We start from the raw sequence: 17,017 nt of genomic DNA on the forward strand, positions 1-17,017 counted from the left end.
AACCTAGGTTCATTACAGCATGCTCCACCGCGATTAAGCTGGGTACTCTTCTGAATGACAAGGAATAAAAGCGATGACTGATCTGCAAATTGTGAACGAATATCTAACCGATTTGGCGCTTTCTAACCACCCGCTTGACGAAACTTTTTTAGCACAGCTGCAAAGTAGACATGTTGCCAAGCACACCTTCAACAGCGTATCTGCGGTGTTAAAACAGCCTTTACCTTTAGATATTGCACATCTATTTACTAAGATCACCAAAAAGCAATTTGGTGGATACTGCTTTGAACACAACAAGCTGGCCTTCCACGTCTTAGAACATCTAGGTTTTGACGTAAAGCTGCTGCTTGCTAAAGTTGTTTACAACAGAGATGTAGAGGTGCCAAGGACACACAGAGCCACGTTAGTCACCTATCAAGGTGAACAGTATTTATTTGATGTTGGATTTGGCCCCCAAGGAGCTATATACCCACTCAAGTTGAAGTTAGATGTGCCACAACCACAAGGTCATATGACTTACCGGATCACTCAGAATCAGGCGCAAGATTACTGTTTTCAGGTATTGAAGAATGGCGAATTTTTTACGCTGTATACATTTGATCTCAACTATTACAGCGAAGCTGACTGCGAACTGAGCCACTTCTATTCACATAAGCACCCCAATGCTGCGTTTGTGAATAACCTAGTTGTCAGCCGAAAGACGCTAGATGAAACCCACTCTTTGAGAAATGGCGAATACCACCATATTACGTCCTCACATACAGAAATCACAAAAATAGAGAGTGCTGCGCAGTTACACCAATTACTCCAAGTGCAGTTTTCGTTAAATTTGGACGAAGCCGTCTGTGCTTATTTATTTAGTAAGTTTTCGCAGCAAGCACAGGCAAGCTAACCAATTACCTAGGTGAGAAAATCATGAATCATTCTGTCGCGCAGCCCGTACTGATGCTAGTATGGGTCGGTTTGTTATCTTCTTCTTTTGTCGTCTCAGGCAAGTTATTACCTTACGCAAGCCCCATTACGGCCACGTGCCTGCGATTTATTCTGACAAGTATTTGCCTCGCGCCACTGATCTGGCGCTCAGGGTTCGCCCGTTTAACCATAAAACAAGTTGTACAATATGCGCTGATAAGCTGCTTTTTAGTGGCGTTCTTTGTCGGTTTATTTGAATCATTAAAAACCACCACAGCGGAAAAAACCGCGGTCATTTATACCTTATTGCCACTAATGAGTGTGCTATTGAGCTTTGTTTTTATTGGTATAAAAACCCGTATAAGTCAACTGTTCGGCTTTGTAATTGGCACGGCGAGTGCTATTTGGATGCTGGTAAACGGCCCAAAAGACCTAACGATTTTAAGCGCTTGGCAATATGGTGACAGCATATTTTTAGTTGCTTGTTTTTGCCTTGCGATGCATGTGTTACTGATAAAAAAGTGGGCGACAGCACTGCCTGCACTCACCAGCACATTTTACATTGTAACGCTTGGCAGTGTATTACTAGTGCCAGTAATGCTGCTCTATGGTGACCTGACAAACTTGGTGTGGCAAAGCTATACATTTTGGACGTGGCTTATCTATTTAACCTTGTTTACAACTCTTGGGACTTTCTTTTTACAACAAAAGCTATTAAAACAAGTCAGCCCAAATACCTTTTTAGCCATGACTTATTTGGTGCCCGCATTTGTGTTATTTTTTCAAGGCGGATTATCTCAGCTTTTACTCAGTATACCCGCATTATTAGTTGCATCTTTTGCACTTTACTTGATATCACGATCGCCATAACATGTTCCTATAAAGTCGAATTATCAAGGAATGCCGTTTGAACATACAACACAAACTCGCTGATTTCGTCTCTTTTTTCAGTACCGAGGACAAACCGCTTTGCGCAGATGATTTTCAAAAATTTGGATTACAGGGCAAACTCAAACACTATCCTAAAAATGCTTTACTGATGAGCCAAGGCAGCCCCGCCCCCAACTTATTTTTTATCACGCAAGGAGACGTACGCTATTTTAACGTCTCTGCTGAGGGGAAAGAGTTTACCCAAGCTTTCGCCTGTGCGCCTTGTATTGCGGGCTCTACACGTGCCATGACACAAAATACACCAGCACTGTTTAGCATTGAAGCCCTTGATGATGTACTTTGTCTCGAATTTGAATGGCACAACTTTTTCAATACCATGAAGCTGCATCCCGGCTTTTTAGAAGCCTATACTCGCCTACTTGAAAACCTATTTATCAAAAAAGAAGAACGCGAGTACGCATTTGTTCACCACAGTGCAGAGCAAAGGTACTTAAACTTTATTGATAGAAACCCTGAACTCAGTGAACGCGTTCCATTAAAAATGGTGGCATCACACATAGGTATTACGCCAATTGCGCTAAGCCGTATCCGTCGGAAGCTGGCAATGTAACAGGTAAAATAAATATAGCCGAGGATAGCATAATTTTTTGCGCGTGAAATTTACTCATTTTTGAATAAACAATTCATTTAGAAGATTACAATTTTTTTTCACTACGGTAATCTGAACAACCGCTTAGTAAATGGAATGAGGACCATGAGTTATATACTAACAACACAATGTAGTGATGAAATTGGATTAATAGCAAAAATCACCAGTTTATGTCATGAGCATAATTTAAATATTGTTCGCAACAATGAGTTTGTAGACACAGACAACAAGCGCTTTTTTATGCGCACGGAGTTAACGGGCTCGCCAACAAACCTATTTCTTTCTCAGCTACAAATGAATTTGCCTGATGATGCACAAATCAAATTGCACAGTCCAACCAAAGTAAAAGTCGTTTTACTCGCGACGAAAGAAGCACACTGCCTAGGTGGTGCATTGCTCAAACAATATGAAAATGCGCTCAATATTGAAATACAAGCTGTCATTGCCAATTACCCTGATTTAAAACCACTCGCTGAGGCATTCAATGTCCCATTCCACTGCATATCTCATGAAGGGGTAAGCCGTACAGAACATGATCAGCAAGTCGGTGACTTAATCGCTAACTATCAGCCTGATTTGATCGGGCTTGCCAAATATATGCGAATTTTGAGCCCTGAATTTGTTGCTCGGTTCGAGAACAAAATCATCAATATCCACCATTCATTTTTACCCGCTTTTATCGGTGCTAAACCTTACCACCAAGCGTTTGCACGCGGCGTCAAAATAATTGGTGCGACTGCGCACTTCGTTAACAATGAGCTTGATGAAGGTCCAATTATTGTTCAGGATGTAACTCAAATAACCCATGCCGACAATGCAGAGGCCATGGCCAAAATAGGTCGAGATATTGAAAAAGCGGTATTTTGTAACGCGCTTCAATTAGCATCAGAGCGCAAGCTCTTTATCAATGGAACAAAAACGGTGGTATTTAAATAAGCGCTCAGTTTTTAGCAAGGTGCAAAAGTAGCGATGTGCTACTTTGCCGCCTCGATGGGTTCTAATTGTAGTTTTGAAGCGATTAAGACTGCTTGTGTACGGTTATAAACACCCAGTTTACGAAAGATTGCCGTAATATGTGCTTTGACCGTTGCCTCTGAGATATTTAACTCATAAGCGATTTGTTTGTTTAACAAGCCTTCGTGCAGGTACTGCAATACTTTATACTGCTGCGGTGTCAATGAAGCAATTTGCTGCGCAAGCTCTCGGTCTTCGCCGTCAAGATCATTTATTTTTTCTTTGATATCCGCCGGTAGCCAGTTTTCACCATCTAGCACCTGCTGTAGCGCACTGACAATATCCTGAGATGAAGATGCTTTCGGAATAAATCCCATCGCACCATAACCCATTACTTTAGAAATAACATTGAGATCTTCACTGCCAGACACCACAACAATAGGCAGTGATGGATGGTCCTCGCGGATCCGGATCAGGCCGTATAAGTCGCCATTGCCCGGCATATGCAAATCCAAAAGTAACAAGTCTAAGTCATCATACTGCGACAACCGCTCTAATGTTTGCTCAAAGTTTTCTGATTCAATTACTTCAAGGCCTTCAAACTGATTTTGCAAAGCCCCCTTTAATGCTTCTCTAAATAGGGGGTGATCATCCGCAATTAAAAACTGATTCATGCATAGCTCCTAAAAAATCGGCTGTCTTTGGTATTAAGACAGCCGATATAGTACGTTTAGAATTCGCTAAATTTCAAGTTTTTAACGCTCAATTAACGGTTTAAACGATTTTCAATTAATTCATCGACTACACTTGGGTCTGCAAGCGTCGATGTATCACCCAGCTGCTGGTACTCGTTGGCAGCGATTTTACGCAAGATACGACGCATAATCTTACCCGAACGTGTTTTAGGCAAGCCTGGTGACCACTGGATCATATCTGGTGATGCAATTGGGCTCAGCTCTTTACGGACCCAACTTCTGACTTCTTTAGTCAAGTCGTCTGTAACCACAACACCTTCGTTTGGTGTCACGTATACATAAATCCCTTGACCTTTGATATCATGCGGGTAACCAACAACCGCGGCTTCTGCAACCGCTTCGTGGGCAACCAGCGCACTTTCAATTTCAGCCGTGCCCAGTCTATGGCCAGATACATTCAATACGTCATCAACACGGCCAGTAATCCAGTAATAGTCATCTTCGTCGCGACGACAACCATCACCGGTGAAGTACACACCAGGGTAAGCAGAGAAGTAAGTTTGCTCGAAACGCTCATGATCGCCATAAACTGTACGAGCTTGTGATGGCCAACTATCAAGAATCACCAAGTTACCTTCGGTTGCACCCTCGAGTGTATTACCTTCTGCATCAAACAATGCTGGCGCAATGCCAAAGAATGGACGAGTCGCCGAGCCTGGTTTCATATCTATGGCGCCTGGTAAAGGCGTGATCATGATGCCACCAGTTTCGGTTTGCCACCAAGTATCGACAATTGGACATTCACTATTACCAATTTGCTCGTAGTACCACGCCCACGCTTCAGGGTTAATTGGCTCACCTACAGAACCCATAATGCGCAGACTTGTACGCTTAGAACTGGCTGTTGGCTCATCGCCTTTTGCCATTAGCGCACGAATCGCAGTCGGTGCCGTATACAGGATGGTTACTTGGTGCTTATCAACCACTTCACCAATACGGCCAGAATTAGGGTATGTAGGTACACCTTCAAAAATAACTTGCGTACAGCCATTTACCAATGGGCCGTATGCCATGTAGCTGTGTCCTGTGATCCAACCTACATCCGCTGTACACCAAAAAACATCATCTTCTTTAAGGTCAAATACATACTCATGTGTCATTGACGCATATACCAGATATCCACCTGTAGTATGTACCACCCCTTTTGGTTGACCTGTCGAACCTGAGGTATACAAGATGAATAGCGGATCTTCCGCATTCATAGGCTCTGGTTCGCATTGCGCAGGTACATCGGCCACTAGCTCATGCCACCATACATCATGGGCATTCCATTCAACTTCACCACCAGTAAGCTGGTGTACGACGACATGCTCAATGGTCGTTACTGAATCTTGTGCAACCGCTTCGTCAACATTGGCCTTGAGCGGTACAGAGTTGCCACCACGACGACCTTCATCTGACGTGATCACTACTTTAGCGCCAGAGTCCTTGATACGATCTGCAATCGCTGAAGGTGAGAATCCACCAAAAACCACCGAGTGAATTGCACCAATGCGCGCACAAGCCTGCATCGCATATATTGCTTGAGGCGTCATAGGCATATAAATAGCAACTCGGTCGCCCTTTTCAACGCCTAACTTTTTCAAGCCATTTGCTAGCTTCGCAACTTCATCGTGTAATGTTTGAAACGTGATATTTTCGCTTTGCTCTGGGTTATCACCTTCCCATATCATGGCAACTTTGTTGGCATTTTTTGCGAGGTGACGATCGATACAGTTGTAAGAGGCATTCAATACACCATCTTCAAACCACTTGATACTGATATGGCCTTTATCGAACGAAGTATTTTTTACTTTATTAAAAGGTGTGAACCAGTCGAGGCGTTTACCATGTTCAGCCCAAAACCCCGCGGGGTCGTCAATAGACTGCTGATACAGTGCTTGATATTGTTCATTATCTACAAGTGCAGCCTGCTTGATCGCTTCAGGTACCGGATAAATGCTCTGTGACATACTCATCTCCATATTAATTACTTGCCTTTTACGGCTTCACTCAAGGATCACTTACAACCACGCGATTAAGTATTAGACCTTAGTTGTAATTGTTGCTTTAAGTTTATCCAAATTGGGATTAATTAACTATACATTAACGAGCATCAGCATACTGGCTCTCTCAATCTAAAACCAGAGAGCACCTGACAACAACATAAGTATAAGTGTAATTAATTATTGCCAAAGGCAATTTCAGAGCCGACCTCCGTTATTCAACCTTAGTCTCATAGACCAATGGGTAATTGAGTTAAGACCACCCATCATCAACAGTGAATGACGAAATAATTCTCTGCATTGCAACTAAGCGGCAGTATTATAGGAACTCCATTATGACAACTAAAATTAATATAAATAAGAAACTAACTGCAGTTGCAGTGTCTAGCTTACTTTCCAGCCAAGCTCTCGCTGCTAACCTCGGCAATACAGAAGTAAGTTACGGTGGATATATCAAACTCGATGCTATCTGGAGTGATTTTTCGGATGGCACACTGGGATCACAACATATTGGACGAGATTTTTATGTTCCAGGTACCACTCCGGTAGTGCCTAGCACAGGAGAAGATGCAGTTTTTGATATGCACGCGCGCCAATCTCGGTTTAATTTTGGCACCGCATCAAAGCTGGATGATGGCAGCACCATAAAAACAAAAATTGAATTAGACTTTATCGCTTCAATAGGTGGAAATGAGCGCGTGAGTAATTCCTATTCGCCTCGGATTAGACAAGCCTTTGTCACTTATAAAGGGTGGCTATTTGGACAGGCATGGTCCAACTTCCAAAATGTGAGCGCACTGCCAGAAACCTTAGATTTTGTTGGCCCAGCTGAAGGCACAGTATTCGTGCGCCAAGCGATGGCAAAATATACCATTGGCAACTGGTCGTTCTCTGCGGAAAACCCTGAGAGTACAGTAACAACTGAGGGCGGAGAGAGAAAAGTCACCGATGATGCGCAAATGCCCGATTTTACAGCGCGATACAACTACAAAGCCGACTGGGGACACTTTACGGTTGCAGCACTCGCTAGACAACTGACTTATAAACTCGGTGCAGCAGACGAAACGGAAAGTTCGTATGGCATAAGCGCTTCCGGCCGAGTGAATTTTGGCAAAAACAATATTAAATTTATGCTCACACATGGACAGGGGTTAGGACGTTACGTAGGGTTAAATGTAGCGCATGGTGCAGTGTATGACGGGCAAGATCTCCATGCAATTGACTCTACATCCGGGTTTATAGCCTATCAACACTATTGGAATTCACAGTGGCGTTCAACTTTCCTCTATTCGTATTTCAGCGCCGACAATGATACGAGCTTGCTAAATATCACCAAAGATCCTACTGATATGACCACCAGTTACAGCGCAAATATTCTTTATTCTCCTGTCAAAAAACTCACCTTTGGGGCTGAATATAAAGTCGCAAACAGAGAAGTACAAAGTGGTGCAGAAGGTGATTTGGATAGACTACAACTTTCAGTGAAATACGCCTTCTAATTTCTCCCAGAAGGCCAAATAAAAAAACCACCTTATGGTGGTTTTTTTACATCTTATTCTGACTTTTGCTCTCGGCCTAATAATGCCATCGCAGCCTCTTTAACATCCTTTTTCTCATACAGAACTTGATAAATTTGTTCTGTGATTGGCATTTCAATGCCACTGCGCTTTGCCAGTAAAAAAACCTCTTTGGTATTGCGATAACCTTCAACAACTTGACCAATGCTACTCATTGCATCGTCAACACTTTTCCCCTGCCCCAGCGCCAATCCAAAACGTCTGTTTCTAGATTGGTTATCCGTACAAGTTAAGATCAAGTCGCCCAGTCCTGCCATACCCATAAAAGTTTCCGTTTTAGCGCCCAGTGCACAGCCTAAACGACACAATTCAGCAAGACCTCTTGTGATCAGCATTGTGCGCGTATTGGCACCAAAGCCAAAACCATCAGACATACCCGCGCCGATGGCGATCACATTTTTCACCGCTCCACCGAGTTGAATACCGATAAAGTCATCATTACTGTATACTCGAAACGAGCGACTACAGTGCAACAAACTGGCTAGCTCAGTGCGCAGCGCTTCATCTCTCGCTGAGACAGAAATTGCAGTGGGTAAACCAGCAGCCATTTCTTTAGCAAAAGTGGGCCCTGACAACACGGCCAATGCAATCGACTCACCCAGTACTTCTTTAGCAACCTCTTCTAGCAAGCGCCCAGTATCAGGCTCAAGCCCTTTAGTCGCCCACGCCACTTGTGCACCATCTTGTAAATGGGGCTGAATTTGCTTAAGTGTTTGTGCAAATGCATGGCTGGGAACCACCACCAATATAATCTGACTCGCCTCAACAGCACGAGCAAGATCAACTTCCAGCGTCAATGAATCTGGAAACTTAATATCAGGAAGGTAACGTTGGTTTTGACGCTCATCAGCAAGCTGTTCAATATCAGCTTGATTGCGCCCCCATAAAGTAACTCGGTGACCGTTGCGAGCAAAACAAATAGCAAGGGCGGTGCCATACGACCCCGCCCCTAATACGGTCACAGCAGACTGTGATGTATTCATAAATTATGCGTCAGCTGTTTGCTCTTGACCTGCACGTTGTTGCATGTACTGTGCAAATAGTGCGTCAAAGTTTACAGGTGCCAGGTTAAGCTGTGGGAAAGTACCACGGTTTACTAGGCTTGCTACTGCTTCACGAGCATATGGGAAAAGAATGTTCGGGCAGAATGCACCAAGCATATGAGCAAGTTGTAGTTCTTCCAACTCGCCTACAGAGAAAATACCAGCTTGTTGAATTTCACATAGGAAAGCTGTCTCTTCGCCAATTGTCGCAGTCACAGTTAATGCTAAAACAACTTCAAATACGCCTTCATCCAATTTAGCTGAACGTGTATCCATATCTAGTTTAACTTCAGGCGTCCACTCTTTTTGGAAAATTGTTGGTGAGTTTGGCGTCTCAAAAGATACATCTTTAGTATAGATACGCTGGATGTTGAATTGTGGGCCTTCTTGCTGCTCCGCTGCAACATTTTGATTTTGTTCAGTCATTATTATTCCTATAAATTTTTATATAAACAGCATTTGTCTTATCAATACAATGCTAGAAATGTTTAATTTCGCTCGACTAAGCCAATAATTGAGTTAGTTTGCCTTGAGCCTCAAGCGCCATCATATCATCGCAGCCACCGATGTGCTGACCGTTGATAAAAATTTGTGGCACGGTATATCCGCCATTTGCTTTTTCGATCATCTCTTCACGAAGTTCAGGCTGTACAGCAATATCATATTCTGTATATGTGACGCCTTTACTATCCAATAGCGCCTTCGCACGATGACAAAAAGGACAATAATCTTTAGTGTAAATAATTACATCGTTACTCATTTATTACTCCAATTACTTTCCAGTTGTCGTTGGTAGTCCAGCACTTTGCCACGAACTCATGCCACCTGAAAGCACATAAAGCTTTTCGTAGCCCTGTTGGTGCATTCTTTCAGCAATATTATTGGCCGTCATACCTGTATTACACACAAGTATAATGGGCTTTGTTTTGTACTTTTCAAGTCCGCCAAAGTCATTTTGTTTGGCTTTGTCGACATTCATCATCTCAGCACCGGCAATACGACCCGCGGTAAACTCTTTTTTGCCACGCATATCGAGTACTTGTGCATCTTCACGATTGATCAACAGAGTCAGTTGTTGCGGGTTAATTGGGCGGACTGACGAAAAACGGCTTTTATACCAGCTGTGTACTAACATGATTGCTAGGACGACCCAGATAACGCTTAATACAGGGTGATTGGTGAAAAAAGTAATATATTGTTCCATGGACCTTGCCACTTAGTTAGCAGATAAAACTTACAGTGCAGCGAGTATACTTTTTTACGGGTCTTGGTACAAACCTATTGTTATCAGTGCACATCACCGCAAGCCCAATACCCAAATCAGAGCGAGCGCACGCGCGCTGATGAAGCCTTTATATGAAAGGAGTTGCCATTAGATTAATCAATCTTGAACATAAATCACCAGCACAGGGCTGAATTTTCGCGCTAAACAAGGTATTCTATGCGCCATCTATCGTGCATTTTTCAGGAGCCCAAATGACTACGAAGAAAAAACCACTGGTACTTATGATTTTAGATGGCTGGGGATATAGAGAAGAAACACAAAGCAACGCTATCCTCGCAGCTAATACACCTGTACTTGATGAGCTGTGGCAATCACAACCAAAGACGCTTATTTCAGGGTCTGGATTAGATGTCGGTTTGCCTGATGGCCAAATGGGGAACTCTGAAGTAGGTCATGTTAATTTGGGTGCTGGTCGTATCGTCTATCAAGACTTTACTCGTATCACCAAAGCCATCGACGATGGTGAATTTGCACATAACCCCACACTGGTAAAAAGCATTGACGATGCTGTCGCGCACAATAAAGCTGTGCACTTAATGGGCCTATTAAGTCCAGGTGGTGTGCACAGTCATGAAGACCACATTGTCGCAAGTATCGAACTTGCCGCGCAGCGCGGTGCCAAAGAGATTTATTTCCACGCATTCTTAGACGGTCGTGATACACCGCCACGCAGTGCTCAAGCATCGATTGAACGCATTCAAGACTTGTTTAAAACTCTCGGTACAGGCCGTTTAGCCTCTATTGTTGGCCGCTACTACGCAATGGACAGAGATAACCGTTGGGAGCGTGTCGAGCAAGCATACAACCTAATGGTCTGTGGTGAAGCAGAATTTACCTTTACCGATGGAGTTGAAGCGCTTGAAGCCGCTTATCAGCGAGATGAAAATGACGAGTTTGTTAAAGCGACGACAATTGTGCCGGCGGGCCAGCAAGCGGCACAAATCAACGACGGCGATGCGATTTTGTTCTTAAACTTCAGAGCTGACCGTGCAAGACAAATGACTCGCGCGTTTGTTGACGCCGAATTTAACGGCTTTGAGAAAAAGAAGACTCCTGTACTTAGCAGCTTTGTGATGATGACTGAGTACGCAGCGGACATTGATGCACCAATTGCGTTTGCACCTGAGAAACTAAATAACGTGTTAGGTGAGTGGCTTGCCAAGCACAATAAAACTCAACTACGTATCTCTGAAACAGAAAAATACGCACACGTTACCTTCTTCTTCAGCGGTGGACGCGAAGACTTATTTGAAGGTGAAAAGCGAGAGCTTATCCCTTCACCTCAAGTTGCCACATATGATCTACAGCCTGAAATGAACTCTGAGATGCTTACTGATAAGCTAATTGAAGCTATTCAAAGCGGTGAATTTGACGCCATTATTTGTAATTATCCAAACGGCGATATGGTTGGTCACTCAGGTGTTTTTGAAGCGGCGGTTAAAGCGTGTGAAGCAGTTGATAATTGTATTGGTCGCGTCGTTTCTGCATTGAAAGAACATGGTGGTGAAGCACTTATAACAGCTGACCACGGTAATGCGGAGCAAATGCAAGACCCCAAATCAGGCCAAGCGCACACCGCGCATACCAGTGAGCCAGTTCCATTTATTTATGTTGGTCGTGACGCTGAGCCACAGGCAAACAAAACACTTAGTGACGTAGCACCTACAATGCTACACCTAATGGGTTTAGAGCAGCCAGCAGAAATGACCGGTTCGCCAATTATGCGCCTTAAGTAAATATGGTACGAGGCGCACTTACCGGCTTTGCATTTTTGATTTCACTGGCTTCGACAAATGTCGCGGCCAATGAGTCACAAACCAAAGCAGATTTGGCTGCCGTTCAGGCTGAACTTAAAAAAAGTCAGGCGGCCTATCAAGAACAAAAAGCGTCCTTCAGTGCGCTTAAACAACGTTTGCAATCTTTTGAGCTTGAAATAGCGCGCAGCGCAAAGGCCCTGACATTAACACAACAGGGGATCAGCGAGAACAAACAGCAGCAATATGCACTTGAACGCGAAAGCTCACAGCTCAATCGCCGCAAACATAAATTGCAAAAGCTGCTTGCAGCCCAGCTCAAAAGTGCCTACGTTACAGGTAGCCATGATTACTCCAAGATGTTGCTCAACCAGCAAAAAACATCAGCATTGGAGCGTACAATTAGCTACTACGACTATTTCAACAAAGCGCGAATAAACCAATTAGAAGACCTGAAGAATGTTTTTGTTGAACTAGAAAAAAACCAACAGGCATTAACCAAGTCACAACAACAGTTGGTTGCACTTCTTGAGCAGCAACAGATCAGACAAAATGATTTGCAACTTGCTCAACAGCAACGTCAAACCCACTTAGGCAAGCTCAACGACAAATTGTCAAAAACTCAGTCTGCGATTGCCTACCTAGAAGAAAATGAGTCGACACTAAAAACTACGCTGGAAGCATTAGCTGAAGTACAAGCGCCGTCAGAAGAAGTTTTTATTGCCCAGCTAGATGGCTTGCAGCGCCTAAAAGGCAAGCTAGCATGGCCATTGTCGGGCAAACTAAAGAAGCGATTTGGCCAGCGAAAACATGTCGGAATGAATTGGAAAGGCGTTGTAATTGCAGGTCAAACCGGTACAGAAGTAAACAGCGTTGCGCCTGGGCATGTGGTCTATGCTGACTGGCTCAATGGCTTCGGCTGGGTCATTGTACTTGATCATGGCAAAGGATTTATGAGCCTATATGGGCACGCTCAAACCCTGCTAAGGGATGTCGGTGATCACGTTAACCCGGGCGATCCAATCGCATTAGTCGGACAAAGCGGCGGACAGCAAAATCCTGGACTATACTTCGAGATACGGCATAAAGGAAGCGCTGTGAATCCAGTTAAGTGGTGCAGATCAAGTTAAATGAATAACCTATGCTGCCCCGTCACTAGGAGCAGCATATGAAATACTTCGTCTCTATTTCCCCGCCCGATATTCAAAAACGAGCGCTTATAATTCTATGCGCGATACTACTTTCCTTCTTATTATCCAATGTGCAGGCCAAGCAAATTAGCCATGCCCATATGGAAGAAATTCTATACCATATTCAAACTTACTACGTTGAAGAAGTCCCCACTTCGCATATTAAACAACACAACTTCAACGAGCTGTTCGAACAGCTAGACCCTTACTCTAAATATTTAAATGAGCACGAGCTAGAAACCCTTTTTAGTGCGACCAATGGCCGCTATACCGGGATCGGCATTGAAGTAGAAGAGATTGAAAATCGCATTGTTATTGTCGATACATTACCCGGCTCACCTGCGGAGCAAGCTGGCATTGAAGGTGGGGATAAATTAGTTGCCGTCAACACACATGATGTCACCAATAAGAGTATTTCAGAAGTCTCAAAGTTACTCAGAGAAGCAAAATTATCTATCATTCATATCACAGTCGAGCGCGCTGAAGCGCATGTTACTTTAGCGCTGCGGCGTCAAGAGATAACCTTAGAGAGTGTCACCAGTAAACTGCTCAACGGAGACATTGGCTATATTTCTATCTCTTCATTTAACAATCACAGTTACCATGATGTTGCCAGACATATCAACATGCTGTTTGCGCACAATGGCCTTTCTTTAAAAGGTCTTATCATTGATCTACGAGACAATCCAGGTGGCACGCTCAACAGCGCGGTCGCAATATCTGATTTGTTTTTGCAAAGTGGAATAATCGTCACAACCAAGGGGCGTTTTTTCGATGCGAATCAGAAATTTTATGCTGTGCAAGGCGATATTTTAAACGGTGCACCCATCTTGGTATTAATTAACAAACAGTCCGCCTCAGCTGCAGAGATTTTGGCCGGCGCTTTACAAGACAATAAACGCGCTTTGATATTGGGACAAGGATCATTTGGCAAGGGTTCAGTGCAGTCTTTGATCCCCATAGGTAATGGCACCAGCGCCCTAAAACTAACCACAGCTCGCTACTACACGCCATCGGGACAATCGATTGAAGGCACTGGGATAAAACCGGATATCGAGTACAGTAAAAACACCCTATCGAGCCTCAATAAAACGGCTATAATGAGCAATGATAAAGCCAACAGAGATCTCTACTCTCGGCTTGAGCAACACTGGCATGCTGCTCGTCAATTAGTGACAAAACAGCAACCTACAGTAAATTAATGAAAAATTAGACGCTTTTATCGGTATAAAAAACGTGCTAGGTTAGATGATAAAAGCGTCGAACATAATGTATCGACCAACATAAAACATAACAATAGAACTGTGATTTAACTTTGTGCGCTTAATACAATTAGTTACTACATTCATTTGTCTAGTAGCATTTGTTTGTGATGCCAAACAAATTGCGATTGTGATAGACGATATTGGCAACCATCAACGGGATCTGGAATTTCTAAATTTACCGGGTGAGTTGACTTATGCGCTTTTACCCCATACGCCATTCTCACAACATTTTGCTTACCAAGCAGCGTTAAAAAACAAAGAGCTGATCTTACACATTCCCATGCAATCTTTAGACAATAAAACATTGGGGCCTGGTGGGCTGACCTTGGACATGCAAAAGTGGCAATTGCAAAAAACACTTGGACATGCACTTTCCAGTTTACCTCATGTGAAAGGCGTAAATAATCATATGGGCTCAGCACTGACACAACATGACGAGCCCATGAAATGGACAATGGAAATTCTCAAAAAACGGTCGCTGTACTTTTTGGACAGCCGCACCACCCCTTATAGTCAGGCGCAAACCGTAGCCAATATCTATGGTGTCAACAATATAGCCAGACATGTTTTTTTGGACAACGAGCTAGAAAGCAAACAGTTAGAATTACAGCTCAATCAACTAAAAACGATTGCCACACAACAGGGATATGCGATAGGTATTGCTCACCCCTATCCAAAAACTCAACGGTTTTTACGTGATGCCCTGCGCGATTTGCAAGACCAAGGCTTCGAGCTTGTGCCGCTCTCTACCTTAGTAGAGAACAAATATATTCGTCTGGCTGCACTACAAAACACGCCAACTTTGAGCCCGTAAAAATCGAACTCTGTTGCAAATTTTGTTGATCTAGCCACAGGCAAATCGAGTCATTTTCAGTTATACCTACTAGTAAGGTTCACTTACAGGAAAATATTATGCTGCATACTGTTGAACAGCTGATGACCCCAGATCCACTCGCCGTTAAGTCGTCACATACCCTGCACGATGCACACAACTTAATGCGCGAAAAAAATATTCGTCATATTCCCGTGATCGATGAAGAAGGTCATTTGGTGGGCATGTTGACACAAAAAATCATGATAGCCAAAGTGATGAGTATTCTATCTACTTACGGTAATTTGGCATTAGAGAGAAAAGAAAAGCAGGAAAAAGTCAGTGATGCCATGGCGCAGGACTTTGCCAGCGTGACACCACAGCAGAGCTTACATGAAGTCGTTACTTACTTTGTCGAAAACCGCCATGGCTGCATGCCTGTGGTTGACGAAAACAATAAATTACTGGGGATACTAACCTCATCTGATTTTGTTCGCCTCGCGGCGGCTTTGCTGTCTTAAAACCCCAATCAATTAAGATAAAAGCCTCTCGAAAGAGGCTTTTCTTTATGGCTTACACTTTTGCAATTAGTGTACGAGCAACAGTTCGCATACCCATTGTCGTCGCACCTGACGCCCACTGAGCACCCGCATTATTTTGGAAACAACCAGCTAAGTCTATATGCACCCAACCTTGCCCTTCATTTGGCACAAAGCGCGATAAGAAACCAGCGGCGTTAGACGCACCGCCAAAACCACCACCCTTTTGAGCTCGGCTATTTGCAGTGTCTGCATATGCAGAAGGACAGTTATTTTGGTGCCATTTTTCCAGTGGCAATGGCCAAGCAGCTTCAAACTCTTCGCTTGCGAACTGCTGAACCTCACTAACTAGCTCTTTATCAAGACCAAATAAAGCATTGTACTCTTGGCCTACAGCCATTAAAGCTGCACCAGTTAGTGTTGCTGCATCAATGATCAGAGGTGCACCAGTTTCACCAGCCGCCATCAAACCATCTGCCAGTACCAGACGACCTTCTGCATCCGTGTTCACGATCTCAACAGTCGTGCCATTTTTGTACGTTAAAATATCGCCCAGTTTATATGCATGACCTGAAATAAGGTTTTCCGCACAACATAAGAACAATTTAATGCGCTTTTCAATACCACGTTGAATTGCCAATGCAAGACCAGCAGTTACTGTTGCAGCACCGCCCATATCGCATTTCATGGTCAACATCCCTTCGCTCGGTTTGATTGAATAACCACCCGAATCAAAAGTAATGCCTTTACCGACAAGCGCCGCGCTAACTGGCGCATCTTCGTCACCTGTTGGGTTAAAGTCTAACTCAAGTAGTACTGGCGCTCTTTCGCTACCACGGCCTACTTCATGGATCCCTATCCATTGGTGTTCTAGTAACGCATCGCCTTTGATAATTTGATAGCTGACGTGCTCTGGAGCTAAAGACTGAATAAATTCAGCTGCTTTACCCGCTAAGCTTTCTGGATAAATATCTTCAGCTGTGCCATTGATCATTTGGCGCATCCAAGTTGCGGATTGCTTCAACGCCTGTAACTCATTTAAATCTGATTGTGCGTTTTCAACAAAAGTAACTGGATCAAGTTGTTTAGGGCTAACAAAGCCCTGATAAAAGGCCCATTGAGATTCTGTACACCAAGCTTCGCCACTTAACGCTACCGCAGGGATCCCCTGTTGTGCTAGGCTACGAGCCGCTTTTTGAATATGCTTTAGGGTTTCTTGCTCAGCTAAATGAATGGTTGCACCTTGCTCATCAAAAGACAGCGATGCATTATTGCCCCAGTGTGCAGCTGGCGCTTGTTCACTTAAGCGAACAATAAATTTATCAGACATATAGGTTTTCACTCTTACGCTTGTAGTTGCTAGTCAGTGTACACTAGCAATCACAGAGCCCCAAAACGAATGCGACT

17 protein-coding genes are annotated in these 17,017 nt (G+C 43.7%); 10 read left to right on the plus strand and 7 right to left on the minus strand.

Features of this window, described 5'->3' with window-relative positions; translation table 11 throughout:
- The first annotated feature begins 73 nt into the window (after positions 1-73).
- The 4 genes from MHN81_RS00580 (at position 74) to purU (ending at position 3,388) form a co-directional block, all read left to right on the plus strand.
- On the plus strand, positions 74-892 hold the full coding sequence (locus MHN81_RS00580; RefSeq protein WP_239424781.1) for an arylamine N-acetyltransferase: 819 nt from the start codon (positions 74-76) through the stop codon (positions 890-892).
- Between the two features lie 23 nt (positions 893-915).
- Entirely contained in the window at positions 916-1,782 is an 867-nt protein-coding gene (locus MHN81_RS00585) for a DMT family transporter (protein ID WP_239424782.1), read from the plus strand.
- A 37-nt stretch (positions 1,783-1,819) separates the two neighbouring features.
- Positions 1,820-2,413, plus strand: a complete 594-nt coding sequence (locus MHN81_RS00590) for a Crp/Fnr family transcriptional regulator (protein ID WP_239424783.1) — start codon at positions 1,820-1,822, stop codon at positions 2,411-2,413.
- Between the two features lie 144 nt (positions 2,414-2,557).
- Positions 2,558-3,388, plus strand: coding sequence for a formyltetrahydrofolate deformylase (gene purU / locus MHN81_RS00595; protein ID WP_239424784.1), 831 nt, complete (start codon positions 2,558-2,560; stop codon positions 3,386-3,388).
- A 38-nt stretch (positions 3,389-3,426) separates the two neighbouring features.
- On the opposite strand, the gene MHN81_RS00600 is transcribed toward purU, so the two are convergent.
- Together MHN81_RS00600 and acs are read right to left on the minus strand one after the other, a co-directional pair.
- A complete protein-coding gene (locus tag MHN81_RS00600; RefSeq protein ID WP_023399819.1) occupies positions 3,427-4,080 on the minus strand; it encodes a response regulator transcription factor in 654 nt (217 codons plus the stop codon).
- Positions 4,081-4,172: 92 nt separating this feature from the next.
- Positions 4,173-6,113, minus strand: a complete 1,941-nt coding sequence (gene acs / locus MHN81_RS00605; protein ID WP_023399818.1) for an acetate--CoA ligase — start codon at positions 6,111-6,113, stop codon at positions 4,173-4,175.
- A gap of 368 nt (positions 6,114-6,481) precedes the next feature.
- On the opposite strand from acs, the gene MHN81_RS00610 reads away from it, so the two are divergent.
- Entirely contained in the window at positions 6,482-7,645 is a 1,164-nt protein-coding gene (locus MHN81_RS00610; protein ID WP_023399817.1) for a DcaP family trimeric outer membrane transporter, read from the plus strand.
- A 53-nt stretch (positions 7,646-7,698) separates the two neighbouring features.
- Here MHN81_RS00610 and gpsA read toward each other — a convergent pair whose 3' ends face one another.
- From gpsA to MHN81_RS00630, 4 genes are all read right to left on the minus strand, one after another.
- Complete coding sequence (gpsA, locus tag MHN81_RS00615) at positions 7,699-8,706, minus strand: NAD(P)H-dependent glycerol-3-phosphate dehydrogenase (protein ID WP_239424785.1); 1,008 nt, start codon at positions 8,704-8,706, stop codon at positions 7,699-7,701.
- A gap of 3 nt (positions 8,707-8,709) precedes the next feature.
- The gene (secB, locus tag MHN81_RS00620; RefSeq protein ID WP_023399815.1) at positions 8,710-9,192 is read right to left on the minus strand and encodes a protein-export chaperone SecB; all 483 of its coding nucleotides are present in this window, start codon (positions 9,190-9,192) and stop codon (positions 8,710-8,712) included.
- Positions 9,193-9,268: 76 nt separating this feature from the next.
- Entirely contained in the window at positions 9,269-9,526 is a 258-nt protein-coding gene (gene grxC / locus MHN81_RS00625; RefSeq protein ID WP_023399814.1) for a glutaredoxin 3, read from the minus strand.
- Between the two features lie 12 nt (positions 9,527-9,538).
- A complete protein-coding gene (locus tag MHN81_RS00630) occupies positions 9,539-9,970 on the minus strand; it encodes a rhodanese-like domain-containing protein (RefSeq protein WP_023399813.1) in 432 nt (143 codons plus the stop codon).
- A gap of 272 nt (positions 9,971-10,242) precedes the next feature.
- On the opposite strand from MHN81_RS00630, the gene gpmM reads away from it, so the two are divergent.
- The 5 genes from gpmM to MHN81_RS00655 all read left to right on the plus strand — a co-directional run bounded on the left by gpmM (position 10,243) and on the right by MHN81_RS00655 (position 15,592).
- Complete coding sequence (gpmM, locus tag MHN81_RS00635) at positions 10,243-11,787, plus strand: 2,3-bisphosphoglycerate-independent phosphoglycerate mutase (RefSeq protein WP_023399812.1); 1,545 nt, start codon at positions 10,243-10,245, stop codon at positions 11,785-11,787.
- A gap of 2 nt (positions 11,788-11,789) precedes the next feature.
- Positions 11,790-12,935: a peptidoglycan DD-metalloendopeptidase family protein gene (locus MHN81_RS00640; RefSeq protein ID WP_023399811.1), complete on the plus strand. Its 1,146-nt coding sequence runs from the start codon at positions 11,790-11,792 to the stop codon at positions 12,933-12,935.
- Between the two features lie 38 nt (positions 12,936-12,973).
- Positions 12,974-14,197, plus strand: coding sequence for a S41 family peptidase (locus MHN81_RS00645; RefSeq protein WP_023399810.1), 1,224 nt, complete (start codon positions 12,974-12,976; stop codon positions 14,195-14,197).
- Between the two features lie 115 nt (positions 14,198-14,312).
- Positions 14,313-15,074 carry a divergent polysaccharide deacetylase family protein gene (locus MHN81_RS00650; protein WP_023399809.1) on the plus strand — a complete coding sequence of 254 codons (762 nt, stop codon included), beginning with the start codon at positions 14,313-14,315 and terminating at the stop codon, positions 15,072-15,074.
- Between the two features lie 98 nt (positions 15,075-15,172).
- Positions 15,173-15,592, plus strand: coding sequence for a CBS domain-containing protein (locus tag MHN81_RS00655; protein ID WP_023399808.1), 420 nt, complete (start codon positions 15,173-15,175; stop codon positions 15,590-15,592).
- 52 nt (positions 15,593-15,644) lie between these two features.
- Here MHN81_RS00655 and pepB read toward each other — a convergent pair whose 3' ends face one another.
- On the minus strand, positions 15,645-16,940 hold the full coding sequence (pepB, locus tag MHN81_RS00660; RefSeq protein WP_023399807.1) for an aminopeptidase PepB: 1,296 nt from the start codon (positions 16,938-16,940) through the stop codon (positions 15,645-15,647).
- Positions 16,941-17,017: the final 77 nt, after the last annotated feature.

This window comes from Pseudoalteromonas sp. Of7M-16, from assembly GCF_022347805.1.
In the GTDB taxonomy this organism is placed as follows: Bacteria; Pseudomonadota; Gammaproteobacteria; order Enterobacterales; family Alteromonadaceae; genus Pseudoalteromonas; species Pseudoalteromonas luteoviolacea_F.

Coding starts and splice junctions, on each gene's coding strand:
- purU (WP_239424784.1), top strand. CDS start 2,558: ATGAGTTATATACTAACAACACAATGTAGTGATGAAATTGGATTAATA.
- MHN81_RS00585 (WP_239424782.1), top strand. CDS start 916: ATGAATCATTCTGTCGCGCAGCCCGTACTGATGCTAGTATGGGTCGGT.
- gpsA (WP_239424785.1), bottom strand. CDS start 8,706: ATGAATACATCACAGTCTGCTGTGACCGTATTAGGGGCGGGGTCGTAT.
- secB (WP_023399815.1), bottom strand. CDS start 9,192: ATGACTGAACAAAATCAAAATGTTGCAGCGGAGCAGCAAGAAGGCCCA.
- acs (WP_023399818.1), bottom strand. CDS start 6,113: ATGTCACAGAGCATTTATCCGGTACCTGAAGCGATCAAGCAGGCTGCA.
- MHN81_RS00630 (WP_023399813.1), bottom strand. CDS start 9,970: ATGGAACAATATATTACTTTTTTCACCAATCACCCTGTATTAAGCGTT.
- MHN81_RS00610 (WP_023399817.1), top strand. CDS start 6,482: ATGACAACTAAAATTAATATAAATAAGAAACTAACTGCAGTTGCAGTG.
- MHN81_RS00655 (WP_023399808.1), top strand. CDS start 15,173: ATGCTGCATACTGTTGAACAGCTGATGACCCCAGATCCACTCGCCGTT.
- pepB (WP_023399807.1), bottom strand. CDS start 16,940: ATGTCTGATAAATTTATTGTTCGCTTAAGTGAACAAGCGCCAGCTGCA.
- gpmM (WP_023399812.1), top strand. CDS start 10,243: ATGACTACGAAGAAAAAACCACTGGTACTTATGATTTTAGATGGCTGG.
- MHN81_RS00640 (WP_023399811.1), top strand. CDS start 11,790: ATGGTACGAGGCGCACTTACCGGCTTTGCATTTTTGATTTCACTGGCT.
- MHN81_RS00600 (WP_023399819.1), bottom strand. CDS start 4,080: ATGAATCAGTTTTTAATTGCGGATGATCACCCCCTATTTAGAGAAGCA.
- MHN81_RS00645 (WP_023399810.1), top strand. CDS start 12,974: ATGAAATACTTCGTCTCTATTTCCCCGCCCGATATTCAAAAACGAGCG.
- grxC (WP_023399814.1), bottom strand. CDS start 9,526: ATGAGTAACGATGTAATTATTTACACTAAAGATTATTGTCCTTTTTGT.
- MHN81_RS00580 (WP_239424781.1), top strand. CDS start 74: ATGACTGATCTGCAAATTGTGAACGAATATCTAACCGATTTGGCGCTT.